Below are 18,147 nucleotides of genomic sequence, written 5' to 3' on the forward strand. Positions count from 1 at the left end.
TCTACTTGTTCGGCGCCTGGTCGATGATCGACTGCATGGTGTCCTGCGCGTTGGCGATGGCGCCGTCGACATCGTCGCCGAAGAACACCTCGTTGACCATCTGAGTCCAAGGACCGTTGGCGGAGTTGATCAAATCGTTGAACACCACCGAATAGGGCGTCCTGCCCTTGGCCATCGCCTCGGCCGCCACCTGGTAGCGCGGGTCGAGGTCCTTCAGCGCGTCCTTGGCGATGTCGTTGCGCACCGGCAGGCTGCCATATTTGGCGAGGATGGTCTGGCCCTCCAGCGAATAGGCGAAGTCCAGGAACTCCTTCACCACGGCGATCTTCTTGGTGCCCTTGGTGACGACGAAATTGTCGCCGCCGGCGAAGGAGGACCAGCCGCCATCCTTGCCCGGCAGGAAGGTGATGCCGTAGTCGATATCGGGATATTGCGTGTTGAGCGCGCCGATGGCGAAGGCGCCGGATGGCGAGATGCCGATCTTGCCGCCGGCGAAGGCGGCGAAGAAATTGGCGCCGGTGTCGGTCTGCGCGCCCTCCGGCACCAGCCCCTTCTTGATCATCGAGCGGTAGAGGTCGATGGCGCCGCGCAGTTGCGGGCTGTCGAGCGTCGCCTTCGAGCCGTCCTCGGAGAGGATGTCGCCGCCCGAGGCCCAGATCAGCGGCGTGAAGGTGAAGATGTTGCAGCCGCCGCAATTGCCGGAGAAGTAGAACCCCTTGATGTCGCCGCCGAGCGCGTTGACCTTTTCGGCGTCGGCCGCGATCTCGGCCCAGTTCGTCGGCCCCTTCTCCGGGTCCAGCCCCGCCTGCTTGAACAGCTTCTTGTTCCAGATCAGCACCGAGGCGTCGGCCGAGAACGGCAGGCCGTAGATGCGGTCCTTATAGGTGCCGGTCTTCACATGCGCCGGCGAGAGGCTCGAAAAATAGGGCAAGGATTTCGCCCAGTCGGTGATGTCCTCCAGCTGGCCGGCGGCGGCGAAGGACGGCGTGTAGATCAGGTCGAGCGACAGCGCGTCGGGCGCCGTGCCCCCGGCGGCCGCCGCGCCATATTTCGGGATGATCTCGGCATTGGGAATGATGTCGAGCTTGATCTGGTCCTTGTGCGCCTTGTTGAAGGCGTCGACGATGCGCGGCATGAAGTTCGAGCCGTCGGCGCGCACCCAGATGTTGGCGGTCTCGGCGGACGCCGCCTGCAGGCCGCCGCCGATGACGGCAGCGGCAAGCATCAGCTTGGCAAGCATGGTCTTCACGTTACTCCTCCTCATGGTTCTCCTCCCAGTTTTGGCCACGCCGCCCGGCGGATGCGGGCGCGTGGCCGCGTTGCTTCATTCCGCCCCGCATGACTGACGCACCACCAGCCGGCACGGCAGTTTCCTGATGCCCGGCGCGGCCGGCTGGCCGTCGACGAGCGAAAGCAGGGCGAGCCCGGCCTCGCGGCCGAGCGTCGAAAGATTCATGTCGACGGAGGTGAGCGGCGGGCGCGTCGCCTCGGCCACGATCTGCCAATTGTCGAAGCCGATGACGCCGACATCCTCGGGCACGCGAATGCCGCGCTCGCGCAGCGCGTCGATGACGCCGCGGGCGATCTGGTCGTTGCCGCAGAAGACGCCGTCCGGCCACCCTTCCCTGCCCGCCTTACCGAACAGTTTTGCCACTGCATCATGACCCCAGGCTTCCGACCAGGCGCCGAGGAGCGGCTCGCGCACGGCGAGGCCGTTCTCCTTCAGGACATCGCGATAAGCCTCGGCGCGCGCGTGCACCACGGCAAAACTCGCCGGTCCGCTGACATGGGCGATGCGCCGGCGGCCCAGCCGCAGAAAATGCTCGACCGCCAGCCGCGCGCCGTCGGCATCGTCTGAGACGAGGCCGACCGCGCCGGGATCGGGCTGGGTGAAAGCATAGACGACAGGAATGCGCAGATTGGAGAGATCGACCGGCAGATGGCGGTCGATGCGCTTTCCCGTGGCGACGATGCCGTCGACGCGCTTGTCGAGCATGGCCTCGACATGCAGCTGGCCGAGCCGCTGGTCGTCCTCGACATTGCACAGGAACACCGACACGCCCTTGTCGACCAGCGCATCCGAGACACCGGCCATCAGCGGCAGCGAAAAGCGGCCATAGGTATCGTTGGTGAGCAGCCCGACGGTGAAGGAGCGTTTCCTGAGCAGGCTCTGCGCCAGGCTGTTCGGCCGGAAGCCGAGCAGCCGCGCCGTCTCGCGGATGCGCTCGCGCGTCTCCGCCGTCATCCGCCCCTGCCCGTTCAACGCCTTGGACGCCGTCGCGACGCTCACGCCTGCCGCGGCCGCCACCTCGCGCAGCGTGACCGGCGGCTTGGCGGAAACAGGCGCTGGTTCGGCGTCGGAAGGCATGGGCGCGGCGGATCCCTTGACTGGGAAAAGGTTTTCTCTTACCGCCCTGCGCGGTGATGACGGGTGAGGTCAGGCGGGCGCGAGGCGGGTTGGGAAAAGGTTTTCTCAGGGGGGAAGAGTAGGGGAAGGCGGGGAGGTTGGCAAGGGGGTGAAACTGGCCTCTGCGGTCTTTGGAGAGCCAGCGAACACTGATGCCAAGCCGACCAATCGGCAAAGGACCCCCAGAAAGACGCTGGCTCCGCTGCCACTTATAAGATAGATGGCTATAAATATTGGGGGAGCTTCTTTGAGATGAACAAAGCAAAACGTTAAAGTCGGCAGGGCTAAGCGGGCGGACGGCGGATTGGGCACGGCCGGATATTCTGCCCTCGTCATTGAGCAGGCCACGTTCAACCAGGCCATCGGCCGCACTGAATGGAACAGGATTGACGAATTCGAGGTAGGTTCCGGGTTCAATCAGAGCGAGGTACATGTCAGGCGCCGCGGGATCGGGAATGACCTGCTGGACCATTGCCATCGCGAAGTACCCGCGTGTCTCGGTTACCTTGCTGGGCTCGTAGTAGGTGATCCAATCGCCGACGCAGGCCTCGATACGGCTCAGATACTGACCAGGGAATTGATACTGCTCAGCGGGGCTGTCGTCGTAGATCGAATCTGTGCGGTGAATGAAAACCCCAAATGCCATGGTTTTCTGCAAATACGTTGCTTGCAAATACGTCCGAGTCGATACAGCCCGATGTTCGGTGCGTAGTCTAGCTACGAGAAGCTTCCCAGGCGGCTGCCATACAGCGTTCTAAGATTCCCGACAAAATGTTCGCTCATCTTCCGGGCCGCAGCCTGATGCCGTTCTCGAATCCGTTCCGGTCACGCATTCGTCGCCGAGCGCCTCGTCCCACCCGACGAAGCGGACACCTTGGGCAAAGGAAACCGGCGACGTTGCAGCCAGCATAATCGGCGACGCCGGTTATCTTCGCGGCATCGATGACGGTGCCGGTGCCGTCTCCGATTTCCAGCACCGAGCAAGATCCTCGCAGCATCTTACGGCACGTTTTTTAGGCTGCCGCCAACGACCGCTTCAACGCCGCCACCGGCGACAGCCTGCTCGAACGTGTGTGGCTTTCTCGCATCTCCTGAAAAAATTACCCGCGCCTTCGAATTGACAAGATTGACAACCTGCCGGGTTCGACGGCAAGGCTACTGGCGCTTAGGTGGCAGATAGGCCCTTCTGGGGGCATTATCCGACTGAGCATGGAAGCAGACCGAGAGGTTTGTAGTGGGCGCATCGCATAAAATCCTGCGGTCAAGCCCCTCCAGCTCTGCAGTTTTTGGCAACGAAAGGGTCCATCCTGTGAAACAGCTTCTTCTTGCAACCGTTCTCGTCCTCGCCAGCGGCACCGCCTACGCGGCCGACGCTTTGCAGGAGGCACCGGTTGCTGCTTCCTATAACTGGACCGGCGCATATATCGGCGTGAACGCCGGCGGCGGTTTCGGCACGTTTAGTCTTGATCCTTCCGACGGCGGACCTGGTGGCTTCGACCTCAGCGCGAGTGGCTTCCTGGGCGGCATTCAGGCCGGTTACAACTGGCAGGTTGGCCAATTCGTCTACGGCGTGGAAGCCGACTTCCAGGGTTCCGACGTCAAAGGCGAGCTATCGCTCGGCGGCCCCTCTCTGGAAACAAAGGTTGATTGGTTCGGCACGGTGCGTGCTCGCATTGGCTATACGCCCGTCGATCGCTTCCTCGTCTATGGCACTGGCGGCTTGGCCTACGGTCATGAAAAGCTCGACATATCCGGGCTCGGCGGGCCTAGCTTTTCCAAGACTAGGGTCGGCTGGACCGTTGGTGCAGGCGCCGAATACGCCTTCACCGACAAATGGTCGCTCAAGTCCGAGTATCTTTACACGGACCTGGGTAAAGAGACGTTCGATACGGGCGGGCCAGTGGGTGCCGACGTCAAAGTCCCCTTCCACACCGTTCGCGTTGGTCTGAATTACAAATTCTGATCTATTAGCGGACAGGACAAAAAGCCGCGACATGGTGAACTGACCCCTCGAATGCGGTTAGTTCACCAGTCGCGGCTTTTCTTTGTTCAGCAATGGCTCGGGGGTGAGCGCGGCGATCGAGCACGATGAGCTACCAACAACGGAGGTTGGCTACGGGCAGCGTGAATCGGGCGGAGCTGATTCGCTCAGATAGCCTTCTCGCCCTGTCTGCCGCCATGCGCCTCCAAGGCCTTCTCGACGGCGCGCTTCAATTCGTCCTTGATCTCCGCCGTCTCGGCCATCAGCGCCTCGATCTTCAGGAAATCGAGCACGCGGTACTTCGAGACTTTCGGGCGGATCAGGATGTCGGGCCTCGACTGCTGCAGCTTGTTGGCGATGATCGACTGCATCATCAATTGCGAGGCGCCGTACATCAGGTCCACCGTGGTCGGGTGCTTGCGCTCGGCATCGCTCGGCGCGCCGACCACGTCGATCGCGATGATGATGTCGGCATCCTTTTCGAGGAGATCGAAGGGGACGGGATTGTAGATGCCGCCGTCGATCAGCAGGCAGCCATTGCGAACCACCGGACGGAACACCGCCGGGATGGCAGCCGAAGCGGCGAGCGCGGAATGCAATTCACCCTCGGCGAGCACCGCCAGCTTGTGACCGAAATAATCGGTCGCCGTCACCTTGAGCGGGATCTTCAGCGCGTCGAAGGTCCGCGGGATCGGCTCAGGCAGGAAGGCCTTCAAGATGCGCTCGATGTTGAACTGGCCGACGCGGATGCCGCCCTGCATGGCCTCCGCGATCGTGCCCGGCCGCGAGCGCCACATGCGCGCCGCCACTTCGGCGCGGCTGCCGAGGATCGATCGGGCATAGCCGTGGATATCGGCGCCCGTCATGCCCGACGCCATGCCGGCTCCCATGATGGAGCCGATCGACGAGCCGGCGATCGCCACCGGCTTGATGCCAAGCTCGTCGAGGGCCTCGATGATGTGGATATGCGCGAGACCGCGCGCGCCGCCGCCGCCGAAAGCCACCCCGAAGGTCGGGCTCATCCCTTGCCGCCTCCCGCCACCTGCACCAGCGGCGGGCCGATGACCATCACGGCGGGATCGGCCGACAGAAGCTTCTTCGCCGCCGCCTTGACTTCGGCCAGCGTCACCGCGTTGATGAGCGCGGCGCGGCGCTTCATATAGTCGATGCCGAGATTGTCGACCTGCAGCTCGACCAGCGTCGCGGCGATGGAGGCGGAGGAATCCAGATTGTTGATGGCGTAAGCGCCGATCATGTATTTCTTGATCGCCGCGAGCTCTTCCTCGGTGGGACCGTTCTCGGCCATATCCTTCACCACCTGGCGCACGATCGAAAGCGTTTCGGCGGCGCGGTCGGAGCGCGTCGCTGTCGTCACCAGCAGCGCGTGGGAGTGCTCGTTGTCGACCAGATCGGAACTGACGCCATAGGCAAGGCCGCGCTTCTCGCGCACCTCCGAAAAGAGCCGGGAGGTGAAGGTCGAGCCGCCCAGGATCTCGTTCATCAGGACGGTGGCAAAGAAATTGGGATCGCTGCGTTTCACGCCCGGCCAGGCGAGCTGCAGCGAGGTCTGCGGCAAGTCGTAGTTCACCGCCAGTTGCTGCCCCAGCTTTGGCGTGACATCCGACACCGGAGCCAGCGTCTGCCTTTCAGGCAGATCGCCGAAGACGTCGTCCAGTTTCTTGCCCAGTGTCGCGGCGTCGATATCGCCGACCACCGCCACATGCAGGCCGCCGCGGGCGAAATTGGCTTTGTGGAAGGCCCTGATGTCATCCGCGGTGATGCTAGTCAGGCTGCCCTTCGTCCCCTGGTCGGAACGCGAATAGGGATGCTCGCCGTAAATGGCGCGCAGCCAGCGCTGCTGCGCCACCGTGTTCGGATCGCGCTCATTAGCGAGGATGCCGGAAAGCACCTGGGCGCGGATACGGTCGATCGGCGCCTGGTCGAAACGCGGGCTGTTCACCGCCAGTTTCAGCAGGCCAAAAGCCTCGTCCTTCTGGTCGGACAGCATACGCATTGAGCCGTAGGTGCCATCGCGCGCGGCCTGGAAACTCATCTCGGCGCCGGCATCGTCGAGCTTCTGCTGGAAGGCGTCGCTGTCGAGGTCGCCTGCGCCTTCGTCGAACAGGCCGGTCATCAGGTTGACCAGGCCCTCCTTGCCGGCCGGATCCTGCGCGCTGCCGCCATCGAACACGAAGCGGATGGCGATCAGCGGGATCGAATGGTCCTCCACCAGCCAGGCGGTGATGCCCTTCTTCGACTTCACCTCCTGGATGTTCATCTCCGCGCGGGCGGCGAGCGCCGGCAGGAGCAGGAAGAACAGGGCAAAGCAAAGCGTGGCGACGGCTCGATACATTTTTCCTTCTCCCCTTGTGGGAGAAGGTGGATCGGCGCGCAGCGCCGAGACGGTTGAGGGGTGGGCGACAGATCGCCATCCTTGCCAAGCTGGAACACCCCTCATCCGACCGAGCTTCGCTCGGCCACCACCCGGGGGCGAGCCACGGGTCTTGCCCCGTCCTTCGGACCCCACAAGGGGAGAAGGGAAGAACCGCCGGCGCACCGAAACCATGCTCATCATCAATTCCCCGCCTGTTGCTGCGGCAAGAGATAGCCGGTGGTCGAATGCTCGAGCACCAGGTAGCGGGCGGCGACCGCCTTGACCTCATCGGCGGTGACCTTGCGGATGCGGTCCGGCCATTCCTGAACGTCCTTGACGTTGCCGCCGGTGGCAAGCGTGGAGCCATACATGTTGGCCATGTCGTCCTGCTTGTCGCGGGCAAAGATCATGGAGCGCACATAACGGGTCTTGGCCCGTTCCAGCTCATCGTCGCTCACGCCGTCCTTGACGATGCGGACGATCTCGGCATCGACCGCCGCCTCGACATCGGCAAGCTTGGCGTCGCCGCGCGGCGCGCCATAGACGGTGAAGTTGGTGTCGTCGAGCATCGTGCCTTGGAAATAGGCCGCCGCGTCGGAGGCGATCCCCTGCTTGACGACGAGCTCCTGGTACAGCCGGCTGCGGTTGCCGCCGCCGAGGATCTCGGCCAGCAGGTCCAGCGCCTCCGCCTCGCCGGGCTTGGCCGTATGATAGGATGGCACCACCCATTGCGTCGAAAAGCTCGGCACCGAGACGCGCGCGTCGGTCAGCGTCACCGTGCGTCTGGTGTTCTGCTCCGGCTCGACCGGGCGGATGCGCGGCCGCAGATCCGGACCGCGCGCGACCTTGCCATAGGTGCGCTCGGCCATCGCCTTGACGGCATCCGGCTCGACGTCGCCCGCTACGATCAACACCGCGTTGTTGGGCCGGTAGTAGTTGTCGTAGAAGGCTTTCGCGTCCGGACGGTTCAGTTGCTCCATTTCCTGCATCCAGCCGATCACGGGAATGCGGTAGGGCTGGTTCTGCCAGAGCGTCGCATCGACCTCCTCGTCCAGAACCGCCTGCGGATTGCTGTCGATGCGCGAGCGGCGCTCCTCCAGGATCACGTCGCGCTCGGTCTTGATGACGTCGTCGGTCAGGATCAGGTTGCGCATGCGATCGGCCTCGAAGCCCATCATCTGTTCCAGCGCCGAGGGCGGCACCGTCTCGTGGAACGCGGTGTAGTCGTAGGAGGTGAAGGCGTTGTTGGAGCCGCCGATCTCGGACACGGCGCGGTCGAATTCGCCGGCGGCGTGGTTGGTCGTGGCCTTGAACATCAGATGCTCGAAGAAATGCGCGATGCCGGATTTGCCAGCGGGCTCGTCGGCGCTGCCGATCTTGTACCAGACCATGTGGGTGACGATCGGCGCGCGATGGTCCGGGATGACGACCACCTCCATGCCGTTGTCGAGGAGGAAATCCTTCACGTCACCATCGTCGGCCGCACGGGCCGGAGCCGACGCCACTATTGCCAGCGTGCCGACAAGGAGCGCCGTGCGCAGCGCAATCCGCGTAGGTGTCATCAAGTTCTCCGGTCCCGGTTGCGCGACGATAGGCAAGGTTCGCTGGCGAGGCAAAGTGATTTGTTCGGCATTTTCGAGGCGCGGCTAGCACAAGCTAGCCGGCCTCGATGAAGCGGATAACCGTTTCGCCGTAATTGCGCTCGTCCATCACCGAAAAACCGGCGCCAGGATCGAAGGCCGCCGATGCCGCCTCCTCGACGACGCAGAGCGCGCCGGGCAGAAGCCAGCCGCCGTCCTTGGCCGAGCGCAGCGCGCGTTCGCCGAGACCTTTGCCATAGGGCGGATCGGCGAAGATCAGGCCAAAGGGCGAGATCGTGCCGGCTTCGCCTAGATGCGTGGCGTCGCGGCGGAAGATTTTTGTGCGGCCGGTGAGCCCGTAGGCTTCGACATTCTCGCGGATCAGGCCGCGCCCCTCGGTAGATTCCTCGATGAAGACGCAGTAACCGGCGCCGCGCGACAAAGCCTCCAGCCCGAGCGCGCCCGTGCCGGCGAAGAGGTCGAGCACGCGGCCGCCCTCGAGCTTGTCGGCGTAGCGATGCGCCAGGACGTTGAACACCGCCTCGCGGGTGCGGTCGGTGGTGGGGCGAATGGCATTGCTTTTCGGCGTCGCCAGCGGACGCCCGCGGAACTCACCGCCGACGATCCGCATCGCCGCCCCTCTTCGGACCACGCGGCCTGTTGCCGCCATCGCCTTCGGGGCGCTCGCCACGGGGCTTGCCGAACGGTTTCGCGCCCGGCTTGCCCTTGCCGCCCGGTTTGAACGGCGCCTTGCGTGCCTTCGCCTCGGCGGCCCTGGCGGCGTCGGCTTCCGCCCTGCCCTTGCCGATCGGCCGGGCGCCCGGCGCCATCCAGACATTGGCCTTGCGCTGGCCCGGCGGCTCGATCGGCCGCTGCTCGCGCTGGGATTTCTTGCCACGGGGCTTGTCGCCAAAGCCGCCACGCGGCTTGTCGCCGAAGCCGCCGCGATCGGACTTCGCACCGCGCTCCCCAAATGCCCTGTCCGGTTTGGTCGAGAGCTTGCTCAGCGCCTCATCGCGGCTGTCCTCGCGGCGCTTGCGCGCCTTGATCAGTCCGCCCTCGCCGATCGGCCGACGGTCGCCGTCGCGCGTGAATTTCGGCCGGTCGGCTTCTTCGCGGCGCGGACCGCCGCCGCGCACCGGCTTGTTGGAAAACGGTTTTTGGATCTCGGCGTCGAAATTGGCGCCGGCTTCCTCGATCAGCCGCTCGCCGAGTTGCTCGCGCAGCACCCGGCCCTTGATCTCCAGCACATGGCCCTCGGGCAGATCTTCCAGCTGGAAGGGGCCATAGGAGATGCGGATCAGCCGCGTCACATCGAGGCCAAGCGCGCCGAGGATGTTCTTCACCTCGCGGTTCTTGCCTTCGCGCAGGCCGAGCGTCAGCCATGCGTTGGTGCCCTGCTCGCGGTCAAGCGAGGCCTCGATCGAACCGTAGAAGACGCCGTCGACGGCGATGCCCTCACGCAAGCCGGCGAGCGCGCTTTCCTCGACCTTGCCGTGGACGCGCGCGCGGTAGCGCCGCAGCCAGCCGGTGGCCGGCAGTTCGAGCACGCGCGACAGGCCGCCGTCATTGGTGAGCAGCAGCAGGCCTTCGGTGTTGATGTCGAGGCGGCCGATCGTCATCAGCCGCGGCAGGTCGGACGGCAGCACGTCGAAGACGGTCTTGCGGCCTTCCGGATCGCGGTTGGTGGTAACGACGCCCGCCGGCTTGTGGAACAGGAACAGGCGCGTGCGCTCGATCGGTGGTATCTCGGTGCCGTCGAGATGAATGACGTCGGTGGCGCTGACGTTAAAGGCCGGCGAGTCCAACACCTTGCCGTTGACCTTGACGCGGCCGGCCGCGATCAATTCCTCGGCGTCGCGGCGTGAGGCGATGCCGGCACGCGCCAGCCGCTTGGCGATGCGCTCGCCGGCCTCCGGCGCGGCTTCCGAGGGACGCGGGCGCGGCTTGAAGCCGCCCTCGGGCTTTCCCGCGCCGCGCGGGCGATCGCTGAAGTCACGCTTCGGCCGGTCGGCAAAGTCGCGTGCAGGGCGCTCGCCGAAGTCGCGCTTGGGACTGTCGAAACGGCGTTCGCCACGCTCGCCTTCAGCGGCCACCGGCCGGTCACCGCGTGGCACAAAGGGCTTGCGGCCTTCGCGCTTCTCGAAGGGCTTGCCGTCGCGCGGCGGGCCTTTGCGGAACGGCCGGTCGCCGCGCTCCGCGCCCTCGCCCATTTCACGCGGCTTGTAGCTGCGCTTGAAATCGCGGGCCGGGCGCTCGCCTTCGGCGCTCATCGGCCGGTCACCGCGTGGCGCAAAGGACTTGCGGCCTTCGCGCTTCTCGAAGGGCTTACCGTCACGCGGCGGACCTTTGCGGAACGACCGGTCGCCACGCTCCGCGCCTGCTTCGCGCGGCCCCGTTTCACGCGGCTCATAGCGCTTGAAGTTGCGCTCGCCTTCGGCAGCCATCGGCCGCTCCCGTTTTGGGAACGGCTTCTTGGCGCCGTGGGCCGGCTTGCCGCCGCGCGGACCTGCCGGTTTCGAGCCGCCCTTGCGCGACCCGCGTGGAGATTTCTTATCGTCGTCCATTACTTTGCTCGTCTTTGCCTGCTACAGCGCCGCACGCCCTTTCGGACGCCCAACGCAGGCAGTGTCATCTTGATTTTGCGCATCCAGCGGCGCGGCAAAAACCGATTCCGGTTTTCAGGGTCTCGCGCTAGATAACAGGATCACTCTCGGGTGGCGAGGAGTAATCGGGATGGAAACCGCTTGAAACGACCGGATTTCATGGCCTTGGCGCTTGAAGAGGCCGAGGCGGCCGCCGGCCGCGGCGAAGTGCCGGTCGGCGCGGTGATCGTCAGCGGCAACACGGTGATCGCGAAAGCCGGCAACCGTACCCGCGAGCTTGCCGATCCGACGGCGCATGCTGAGATGCTGGTGATTCGCGAGGCCTGCCGGAAGCTCGCCAGCGAGCGCCTCACCGGCCACGACCTTTATGTGACGCTGGAGCCCTGCGCCATGTGCGCCGGCGCCATCTCCTTCGCCAGGCTGCGGCGGCTCTATTTCGGCGCCGCCGACGAGAAAGGCGGCGCGGTGGTCAACGGCACGCGCTTCTTCGCGTCGCCCATCTGCCACCACGCGCCGGACATCTATCCGGGGATCGGCGAGAGTGAAGCCGCCCTCATCCTCAAGGACTTTTTCCGCGGGAAGCGAAATGGCGGTGAATGGTGAATGGTGAAGAAACTAGCGAGTACTGAGTAGTGATCTATTCACTATTCACTATTCACACTTACAGCCCCAGCCAGTCGAACCAGCCGCCCTTCTTGCCTTCCGCCTGTGCCTTGAGGCGGCGCTCCTTCTTGTATTCGTCCTCGCCGAGTTCGTTCTGCGGCGCGGCATCGGAGGGCTGGCGATAGGCAAGCGGCGGCTCGCTCAGATATTTGCGAGTGGTCGGGTCGCCCTGCTTCTGCTCGGCAAGCCGGCGCTGGATCTCGGCGGTGCGCGTAGCGCTGGAATCATCGGGCGACCAGCGTGGCGGGTGGCTGGAGGCCGAGTCAGCCATCGCCTTCTTCACCGACGCGGGATCGGTCTGGACATCCTCGACGGCTTCCGGCTGGTAATTCGGATCGTTCTGGTGGGCGGTGGCGTCGGCGCGGATGCGGGCGCGGCGCGCCTCGGGCGATTCGGGCCACTCGGTGCTCGCCGTCTCGATGCTTTCCTGCGGCGGCGGCAGGTTTTGCTTCTGCCCCGGCGCGGGTTTCACCAGGTCAGGGCGCGGCTTGTAGTCGATCGGAGTGCGGCGCTTCGGCGTGATCGAGGCCGCGCCCGAAACGTCGTCGAAGAGCTGCGCGGCTGCCGTCTTGTCGGTTCCGTAGGTCGGCGAGCTCATGCAGCCCGACAAGGCGATGGCCGATACCACAAGCGGCGCCACCAGCGCGGCGCGCGCGAACGTTCTGTCGGTCATGCCAAAAAGTCCCACTCTAACTGCCTTTCGGTCGCCACCGGCCAAGGGCACGGTCCCCTTCTTCCCCGCACTTGCGACGGAAATCCGGCGACAATTTGTCTGCCGGAGTGTCGCGTGTTTACCTCAACCACTTGTTAAGGGCAACGCACGGGCGGATATGGGCCGCCCGGCGTGGTACTTTTGCACTTATTTGACCGGCGCATGTCGTTGATCCCAAAACCGCCGCACACTTTTGGGCGACATGCACTTGTTTGAAGAGTGCATGTCGTTAGCCCAAAACCGCCGCACACTTTTGGGCGACATGCACCTAGAGACGCCCGAGCGCCTTGAGCTCGTGCAGCACGGCCGCGTCGCGGGCCGAGACATCCGGGAATTCCTGGTCCTGCCCGACATCGGCGGTGTAGCGCCAGGAGCGCGCGCATTTGGTGAGGCCGCGATCCTCGGCTTTCTCCACCACCACCGCCACGCCCTTGACGTCGTCGAGCGTGAAGGCGCCCTCCGGCGGCTTGCCATGCTTGATGACGAGGTCGCTGGTGATCGCCATCTCGGCCATGTCGACATCGGCGATGGCCGCCTCCAGCGCGGCGTCGTCCAGCGTCACCACCGGCACGGCTTCCAGCGACGAGCCGATCAGCTTCTCGGCGCGCGCGATCTCCAGCGCGCCGGTGACGACGCGGCGCACCTGCCTCACCTTGCGCCATTTCTCGGCCAGCGCCTCGTTGCGCCAGTTCTGCGGGATCTCCGGGAACTGGTCGAGATGCACCGAGACGGCTTCCGGATGGCGGTCGAGCCAGGCTTCCTCGGTGGTGAAGGGCAGCATCGGCGCCAGCCATTTCACCAGGCATTCGAAGAGATGGCGCACCACCTGGACGGCCGAGCGGCGGCGCAGGCTCGACGGCCCGTCACAGTAAAGCGCGTCCTTGCGGATATCGAAATAGAATGCCGAAAGCTCCACCACCATGAAGTCGAGCAGCGCTCGGGTGATGCGCTTGAACTCGAACGCGTCGTAGCCCTGGCGCACCACTTCGTCGAGCTCGGACAGCCGGTGCAGCATCAGCCGCTCCAGCTCCGGCATGGCCTCGACCGGCACGTCCTTGCCGTCGTCATGGGCGAGCGTGCCCAGCATCCAGCGGATGGTGTTCCTGAGCTTGCGATAGGCGTCGATATTGGTCTGCAGCACGTTCTTGCCGAGTCGCTGGTCTTCCCAATAATCGGTCGTCACGACCCAGAGCCGCAGGATATCGGCGCCAGACTGCTTTATCACGTCCTGCGGCACCACCGTGTTGCCGAGCGATTTCGACATCTTGCGGCCTTCCTCATCCATGGTGAAGCCATGGGTGATCACCGCTTCGTAAGGCGCCCTGCCCCTTGTGCCGCAGCTTTCGAGCAGCGAGGAATGGAACCAGCCGCGATGCTGGTCGGAGCCCTCGAGATAGACGTCGGCCGGCCATTTGAGGTCCGGACGGTCTTCCAGCGTGAAGACATGGGTCGAGCCGGAATCGAACCAGACGTCCAGGATGTCCATCACCTGGTGCCATTTCGAGGCATCGTGATTGCCGAGGAAACGTTCCTTGGCGCCGTCGGCGAACCAGGCGTCGGCGCCCTCCTTCTCGAAAGCCTCCGTGATGCGCTGGTTGACGGCCTCGTCCTTCAGCACATTGCCGTCCTCGTCGGCGAAGACGGCGATCGGCACGCCCCAGGCGCGCTGGCGCGAAAGCACCCAGTCCGGGCGCTCCTCGATCATGGCGCGGATGCGGTTCTGGCCGGCCGCCGGCACGAAGCGCGTGTCGTCGATCGCCTTCAGCGCGCGGCTGCGCAGCGTCGTGCCGTCGCCGAGGTCCTTGTCCATATAGACGAACCATTGCGGCGTGTTGCGGAAGATGACCGGCTTCTTCGAGCGCCAGGAATGCGGATAGCTGTGCTTCAGCCGGCCGCGCGCGAAGAGCGCATTGCGCTTGATCAGCTCGTCGATGACCGCCTGGTTGGCGTTGCCCTTTTTGCCGTTGTCGTCGATGACGCGCGCGGCACCGCCTTCGCGTCCCGGGCCAAAGCCCGGCGCGTCCTTGGTGAAGAAGCCGGCATCGTCGACCGTGAACGGGATCGTGGTGTCGACGCCGCGCGCCCGAAGGTCGGCGGCGGCCTCCATCCACGCGTCGAAGTCCTCGCGGCCATGACCGGGCGCGGTGTGGACGAAGCCGGTGCCGGCGTCATCGGTGACATGCTCGCCGGCAACCATCGGCACCGGGAACTCATAGCCGCCGCCGAGGCCCTTGAAAGGATGCGAAAGCGTAAGCTTCCCAAGCTGTTCGGCCGGGACGCTGTGAAGCCTGTTCAACGTGACCTTGGCCTTGGCGGCGCAGTCCTCGGCCAGCGCGTCGGCGAAGATCAGCTTCTCGCCGGGCTGCGGGCCGAAGGCGTTCTCGGCCGCCGTCACCTCATAGAGGCCATAGCCGATGCGCGGCGAATAGCTGACGGCACGGTTGCCGGGTATGGTCCAGGGCGTGGTCGTCCAGATGACGACATGCGCCTCGACCAGATCGAGCGCGGTGTCGTCCAGCGCCGGCGCCGCGCCGGCGACCGGCTGGGCGAGGCTCGCGACCGGGAACTTCACCCAGATCGTGTCGCTCTCATAATCCTGATACTCGACCTCGGCTTCGGCGAGCGCGGTGCGCTCGACCACGCTCCACATCACAGGCTTCGAGCCGCGGTAGAGCTGCCCCGACATGGCGAATTTCAGCAGCTCGCCGGCGATGCGCGCCTCGGCATGGTAGGCCATCGTCGTGTAGGGGTTGTCGAAATCGCCGATGACGCCCAGGCGCTGGAACTCTGAGCCCTGCACCTTGATCCAATCGGCCGCGAAGTCGCGGCATTCCCTGCGGAACTCGTTGACCGGCACCTCGTCCTTGTTCTTGCCCTTGGCGCGATACTGCTCCTCGATCTTCCACTCGATCGGCAGGCCGTGGCAGTCCCAGCCCGGCACGTAGTTGGCGTCGTAGCCGCGCATCTGGAACGAGCGGTTGATGACGTCCTTGAGGATCTTATTCAGCGCATGGCCGATATGGATGTTGCCATTGGCGTAGGGCGGACCGTCGTGCAGCACGAATTTCTCACGGCCGGCGGCCTCCTCGCGCAGCTTTCTGTAAAGGTCCATGTCCTGCCAGCGCTTGACCACGCCGGGCTCCTTCTCGGGCAGGCCGGCGCGCATCGGGAAATCCGTCTGCGGCAAATAAAGCGTCTTGGAATAGTCGATCGTTTCAACAGCGTCGGTCATCGGGGTGTCGGTCATTGATCTGCCATCTGCGTTGCCCGGCGGCGGAAAGCCCGGGCGTTGAGGTCTTAGCTGACGCATATCAATTTCCCAAAACCGGAGCCCACTTTTGGGCGATATGCGTTGATTTTCTTGAAAAAGCGCGAGGGGCGCGCGCGAAAACTCCCGGCGGCTCCAGCGGCGCTCAGGCCGCCCGGAACACCGGGCCTGTAATTCGTATCGCGATCGCGAAAAGGCGCGAAAAGCTCATCATGGCGTGGCTTTTAGCGGATGGCGCGGCAGGAATAAAGCGCGGAATTCAAGGCATGAAGCCGGTTTCGCGGCCTACATGGTGAAATTAAAGCGATAAGTGGTCGAGACACCGAAGGTCCATTGGTTGCGGTCGCCGCGTTCCTTAACCAGGCTGGAATCCGAAGCCGGCTCCATCAGGCGCGAATATTCGGTGAAGACGCTGGCCGTCATCGGCTCGGTCACCTGCCAGGTGATCGCGCCGCCGAGGCCCGCCGATTTCACACCGCCGCCCGGATGGTATTCGCTCAGGCCCGAAGCCGCCGCTTCCTTGGCGTTGACCCCGTAATAGGCGTCGAAATAGTTGGACGACGCGAAGGAGACGCGCGGACCGCCGGAAATGCGGACCGTCGGCGTGATGTCATAGAAGGCGTCCGCGGCGATGTCGGCGACGAAGCCGTTGTGGGAGCGGATGCCATGCCGCAACTCGGCGCGGGCGCGCAGCCAATCCAACGGATAGAACTCGAAGAAGCCGCCAACTTCACCGCCGAAGCGCACCGGGTCGAGACCATGGAGTTCGTCCTTGCTGGTGCGATGGAACAGGAACTTGCCGGTCAGGCCGGCGCGCACGGAGCCGTCGTCGACCAGGGCCAGCGAGATGTTGTCGTTGCGCGAGGTGAAGCGCGCCTGCGGACCGACCTTGCCGAGCGAGATGATCGGCTGGGCGCTGAACATATATTTCTTGCCGCCCTCGAAATTCGGCGCGACGAGGCCGGTGGCGCCGAGCGTCAGGTACCAGTCGCCGGATATCCAGCTGCCCTCGCCCGCCTGTGCGACAGACGCGGTGAACAGACCTATGGCGACGGCCAGCGGAATCGTCCCGACAATACGCATCGTCACCCCTTACGCGAAACGTGCCGGCAAGACCATCCGCCGACGCTCAAGCCATGCCGTGCGTTCGGTAAAATTTGACTTAAAATCGCAACATCGGACTGAAAGGGCAACTAGCCGACACGCCGGTTGCGGCGCAAGCTCTCTATCAGATCGCAGGCCGCTTCCAGTCCGCCGGTAAGCGGGTTTGACGAGCCGTAAGCAAGGGCCGCCTGATGCCATTGCACGCGTACTGCAGTGTCGTCGGCTTTCCGGACCGCCTGTCGCCAGATTTCGGGATCGTCGTGATTGGCCACGACCAGCCCCGCCCCGCTAGCTTCGACATATTTTGCATATCCGCAGGCGGCCGACGCGATGACCGGCAGGCCATTTGCGAGCGCCTCGAGAATCACCGTGCCGGTATTTTCCAGGCGCGCCGGGTGCAGCATGAAATCGCTCGCGACCACAACCGCCGGGATGTCCTCCTGGATGCCCAGCAGGATGACCCGGTTCGACATGCCGGACTTGGCAATCAGGCCGCGAAGCCGGATTTCCTCCTCGCTGTTTTCGCGAAGACCGGCTACCAGCCAGTGGATGTCCGGGAACGGCTGCAGCGCCTTCACCGCCCGGTCGAGACCCTTCACTTTCATTCTGTTGGCGATGCTCAAGGCAATGACGGCCTGGCGGGGAAGCCCGAACCGATCGCGGATTTCATTGCGGTCGCCGGCCAGCAACTCCGGCCGGCGGCGTTTCGGATCGAGCGTCGGTCCGACAACATGGATGCGCGATTCCTCGGTTCGCCAGAAGTCGCGGTAAAGCGCTGCCTGGTGCGCGCTGAGCGCAATGATCTGCACGGCGCTGCCGGGCGCAAAAATCATCGATTCGAGCTTTTGCTGGCGAATGAAGCGAGGCGAAAACGGCCGCCACCAGCCGAGCTTCGAGGCAAAATAGGGCGGGTCGCCGGCATAGTAGATGTCCAGGCCCGCCATCTTGTTGAAACCGACCACGCAGTCGAAATCCCGCCTGGCCGTCAACAGCGTCTTTCCCAGTGCAAATTCGGTGCCCGGGTTGGAGAGAACCCGTGCCGGATGGACTGTTATCGTCGCCGAACTCTCGACATGACCAACCTGGCGCGTCGTCAGGATCGTCACGCTATGGCCGCGCGCGACCAGTCGGTCGCTGATATTCAGACAATCCCTCTGCAAACCCCCGTTCATAAAGAGGGCAGAGATTGCACAGCAGATTCTCATCACATGTTCCGGAGCGCCGCCCACCCCCAAGATCGACGGAGAGAGACTCCGGGTGCGCCCCAGACTTCTCCACTCAAACAAACACGCCGGGCGCTCAAATGTTGGTCGTGTTGAAAAGACGCATATGCTGTATATAGCGGCTTATCAAGAGACTTGGATGCTGTAGCATTGGGGCTGTCCAAAAAAGAAAACAACCGGATCGCGATTATGAAGATGCCGTGGATTAATTGTGGCTGCCACGCCGGCT

13 protein-coding genes and 1 pseudogene are annotated in these 18,147 nt (G+C 64.3%); 2 read left to right on the plus strand and 12 right to left on the minus strand.

Annotation, left to right across the window (positions count from 1 at the left end; genetic code table 11):
• Position 1 precedes the first annotated feature (1 nt).
• The 3 genes and pseudogenes from EJ072_RS33980 to EJ072_RS37200 form a co-directional block, all read right to left on the minus strand.
• Positions 2-1,249 (minus strand): sugar ABC transporter substrate-binding protein, encoded by a 1,248-nt coding sequence (locus EJ072_RS33980; RefSeq protein ID WP_126083152.1) that lies wholly within the window; start codon positions 1,247-1,249, stop codon positions 2-4.
• Between the two features lie 75 nt (positions 1,250-1,324).
• Positions 1,325-2,368: a LacI family DNA-binding transcriptional regulator gene (locus EJ072_RS33985; protein WP_126083153.1), complete on the minus strand. Its 1,044-nt coding sequence runs from the start codon at positions 2,366-2,368 to the stop codon at positions 1,325-1,327.
• 307 nt (positions 2,369-2,675) lie between these two features.
• A pseudogene (locus tag EJ072_RS37200) lies at positions 2,676-3,053 on the minus strand (restriction endonuclease); the annotation flags it as partial.
• Between the two features lie 663 nt (positions 3,054-3,716).
• Between EJ072_RS37200 and EJ072_RS34000 the strand changes: the two are divergent.
• The gene (locus EJ072_RS34000; RefSeq protein WP_126083154.1) at positions 3,717-4,370 is read left to right on the plus strand and encodes an outer membrane protein; all 654 of its coding nucleotides are present in this window, start codon (positions 3,717-3,719) and stop codon (positions 4,368-4,370) included.
• Positions 4,371-4,555: 185 nt separating this feature from the next.
• On the opposite strand, the gene EJ072_RS34005 is transcribed toward EJ072_RS34000, so the two are convergent.
• The 5 genes from EJ072_RS34005 to EJ072_RS34025 all read right to left on the minus strand — a co-directional run bounded on the left by EJ072_RS34005 (position 4,556) and on the right by EJ072_RS34025 (position 10,909).
• Entirely contained in the window at positions 4,556-5,410 is an 855-nt protein-coding gene (locus EJ072_RS34005; RefSeq protein WP_126083155.1) for a patatin-like phospholipase family protein, read from the minus strand.
• Entirely contained in the window at positions 5,407-6,741 is a 1,335-nt protein-coding gene (locus tag EJ072_RS34010) for a pitrilysin family protein (protein WP_245467099.1), read from the minus strand. Before EJ072_RS34010 ends, EJ072_RS34005 begins: the two co-directional genes overlap by 4 nt.
• A 221-nt stretch (positions 6,742-6,962) precedes the next feature.
• Positions 6,963-8,324 (minus strand): pitrilysin family protein, encoded by a 1,362-nt coding sequence (locus tag EJ072_RS34015; protein WP_126083157.1) that lies wholly within the window; start codon positions 8,322-8,324, stop codon positions 6,963-6,965.
• A gap of 94 nt (positions 8,325-8,418) precedes the next feature.
• Positions 8,419-8,973 carry a 16S rRNA (guanine(966)-N(2))-methyltransferase RsmD gene (gene rsmD, locus EJ072_RS34020; RefSeq protein ID WP_126083158.1) on the minus strand — a complete coding sequence of 185 codons (555 nt, stop codon included), beginning with the start codon at positions 8,971-8,973 and terminating at the stop codon, positions 8,419-8,421.
• Positions 8,954-10,909, minus strand: a complete 1,956-nt coding sequence (locus EJ072_RS34025) for a pseudouridine synthase (protein WP_126083159.1) — start codon at positions 10,907-10,909, stop codon at positions 8,954-8,956. Before EJ072_RS34025 ends, rsmD begins: the two co-directional genes overlap by 20 nt.
• A gap of 180 nt (positions 10,910-11,089) precedes the next feature.
• Between EJ072_RS34025 and EJ072_RS34030 the strand changes: the two genes are divergently transcribed.
• The gene (locus tag EJ072_RS34030; protein WP_126083160.1) at positions 11,090-11,551 is read left to right on the plus strand and encodes a nucleoside deaminase; all 462 of its coding nucleotides are present in this window, start codon (positions 11,090-11,092) and stop codon (positions 11,549-11,551) included.
• Between the two features lie 58 nt (positions 11,552-11,609).
• Here EJ072_RS34030 and EJ072_RS34035 read toward each other — a convergent pair whose 3' ends face one another.
• The 4 genes from EJ072_RS34035 to EJ072_RS34050 form a co-directional block, all read right to left on the minus strand.
• Positions 11,610-12,284 carry a hypothetical protein gene (locus EJ072_RS34035; RefSeq protein ID WP_126083161.1) on the minus strand — a complete coding sequence of 225 codons (675 nt, stop codon included), beginning with the start codon at positions 12,282-12,284 and terminating at the stop codon, positions 11,610-11,612.
• 307 nt (positions 12,285-12,591) lie between these two features.
• Positions 12,592-15,555 (minus strand): isoleucine--tRNA ligase, encoded by a 2,964-nt coding sequence (ileS, locus tag EJ072_RS34040; protein ID WP_126083162.1) that lies wholly within the window; start codon positions 15,553-15,555, stop codon positions 12,592-12,594.
• 321 nt (positions 15,556-15,876) lie between these two features.
• Entirely contained in the window at positions 15,877-16,674 is a 798-nt protein-coding gene (locus EJ072_RS34045) for a MipA/OmpV family protein (RefSeq protein WP_126083163.1), read from the minus strand.
• 110 nt (positions 16,675-16,784) lie between these two features.
• On the minus strand, positions 16,785-17,900 hold the full coding sequence (locus EJ072_RS34050) for a glycosyltransferase family 4 protein (RefSeq protein ID WP_126083164.1): 1,116 nt from the start codon (positions 17,898-17,900) through the stop codon (positions 16,785-16,787).
• Between the last annotated feature and the right edge of the window lie 247 nt (positions 17,901-18,147).

Origin of the sequence: Mesorhizobium sp. M2A.F.Ca.ET.046.03.2.1, assembly GCF_003952425.1 — a bacterium.
Classification (GTDB): Bacteria; Pseudomonadota; Alphaproteobacteria; order Rhizobiales; family Rhizobiaceae; genus Mesorhizobium.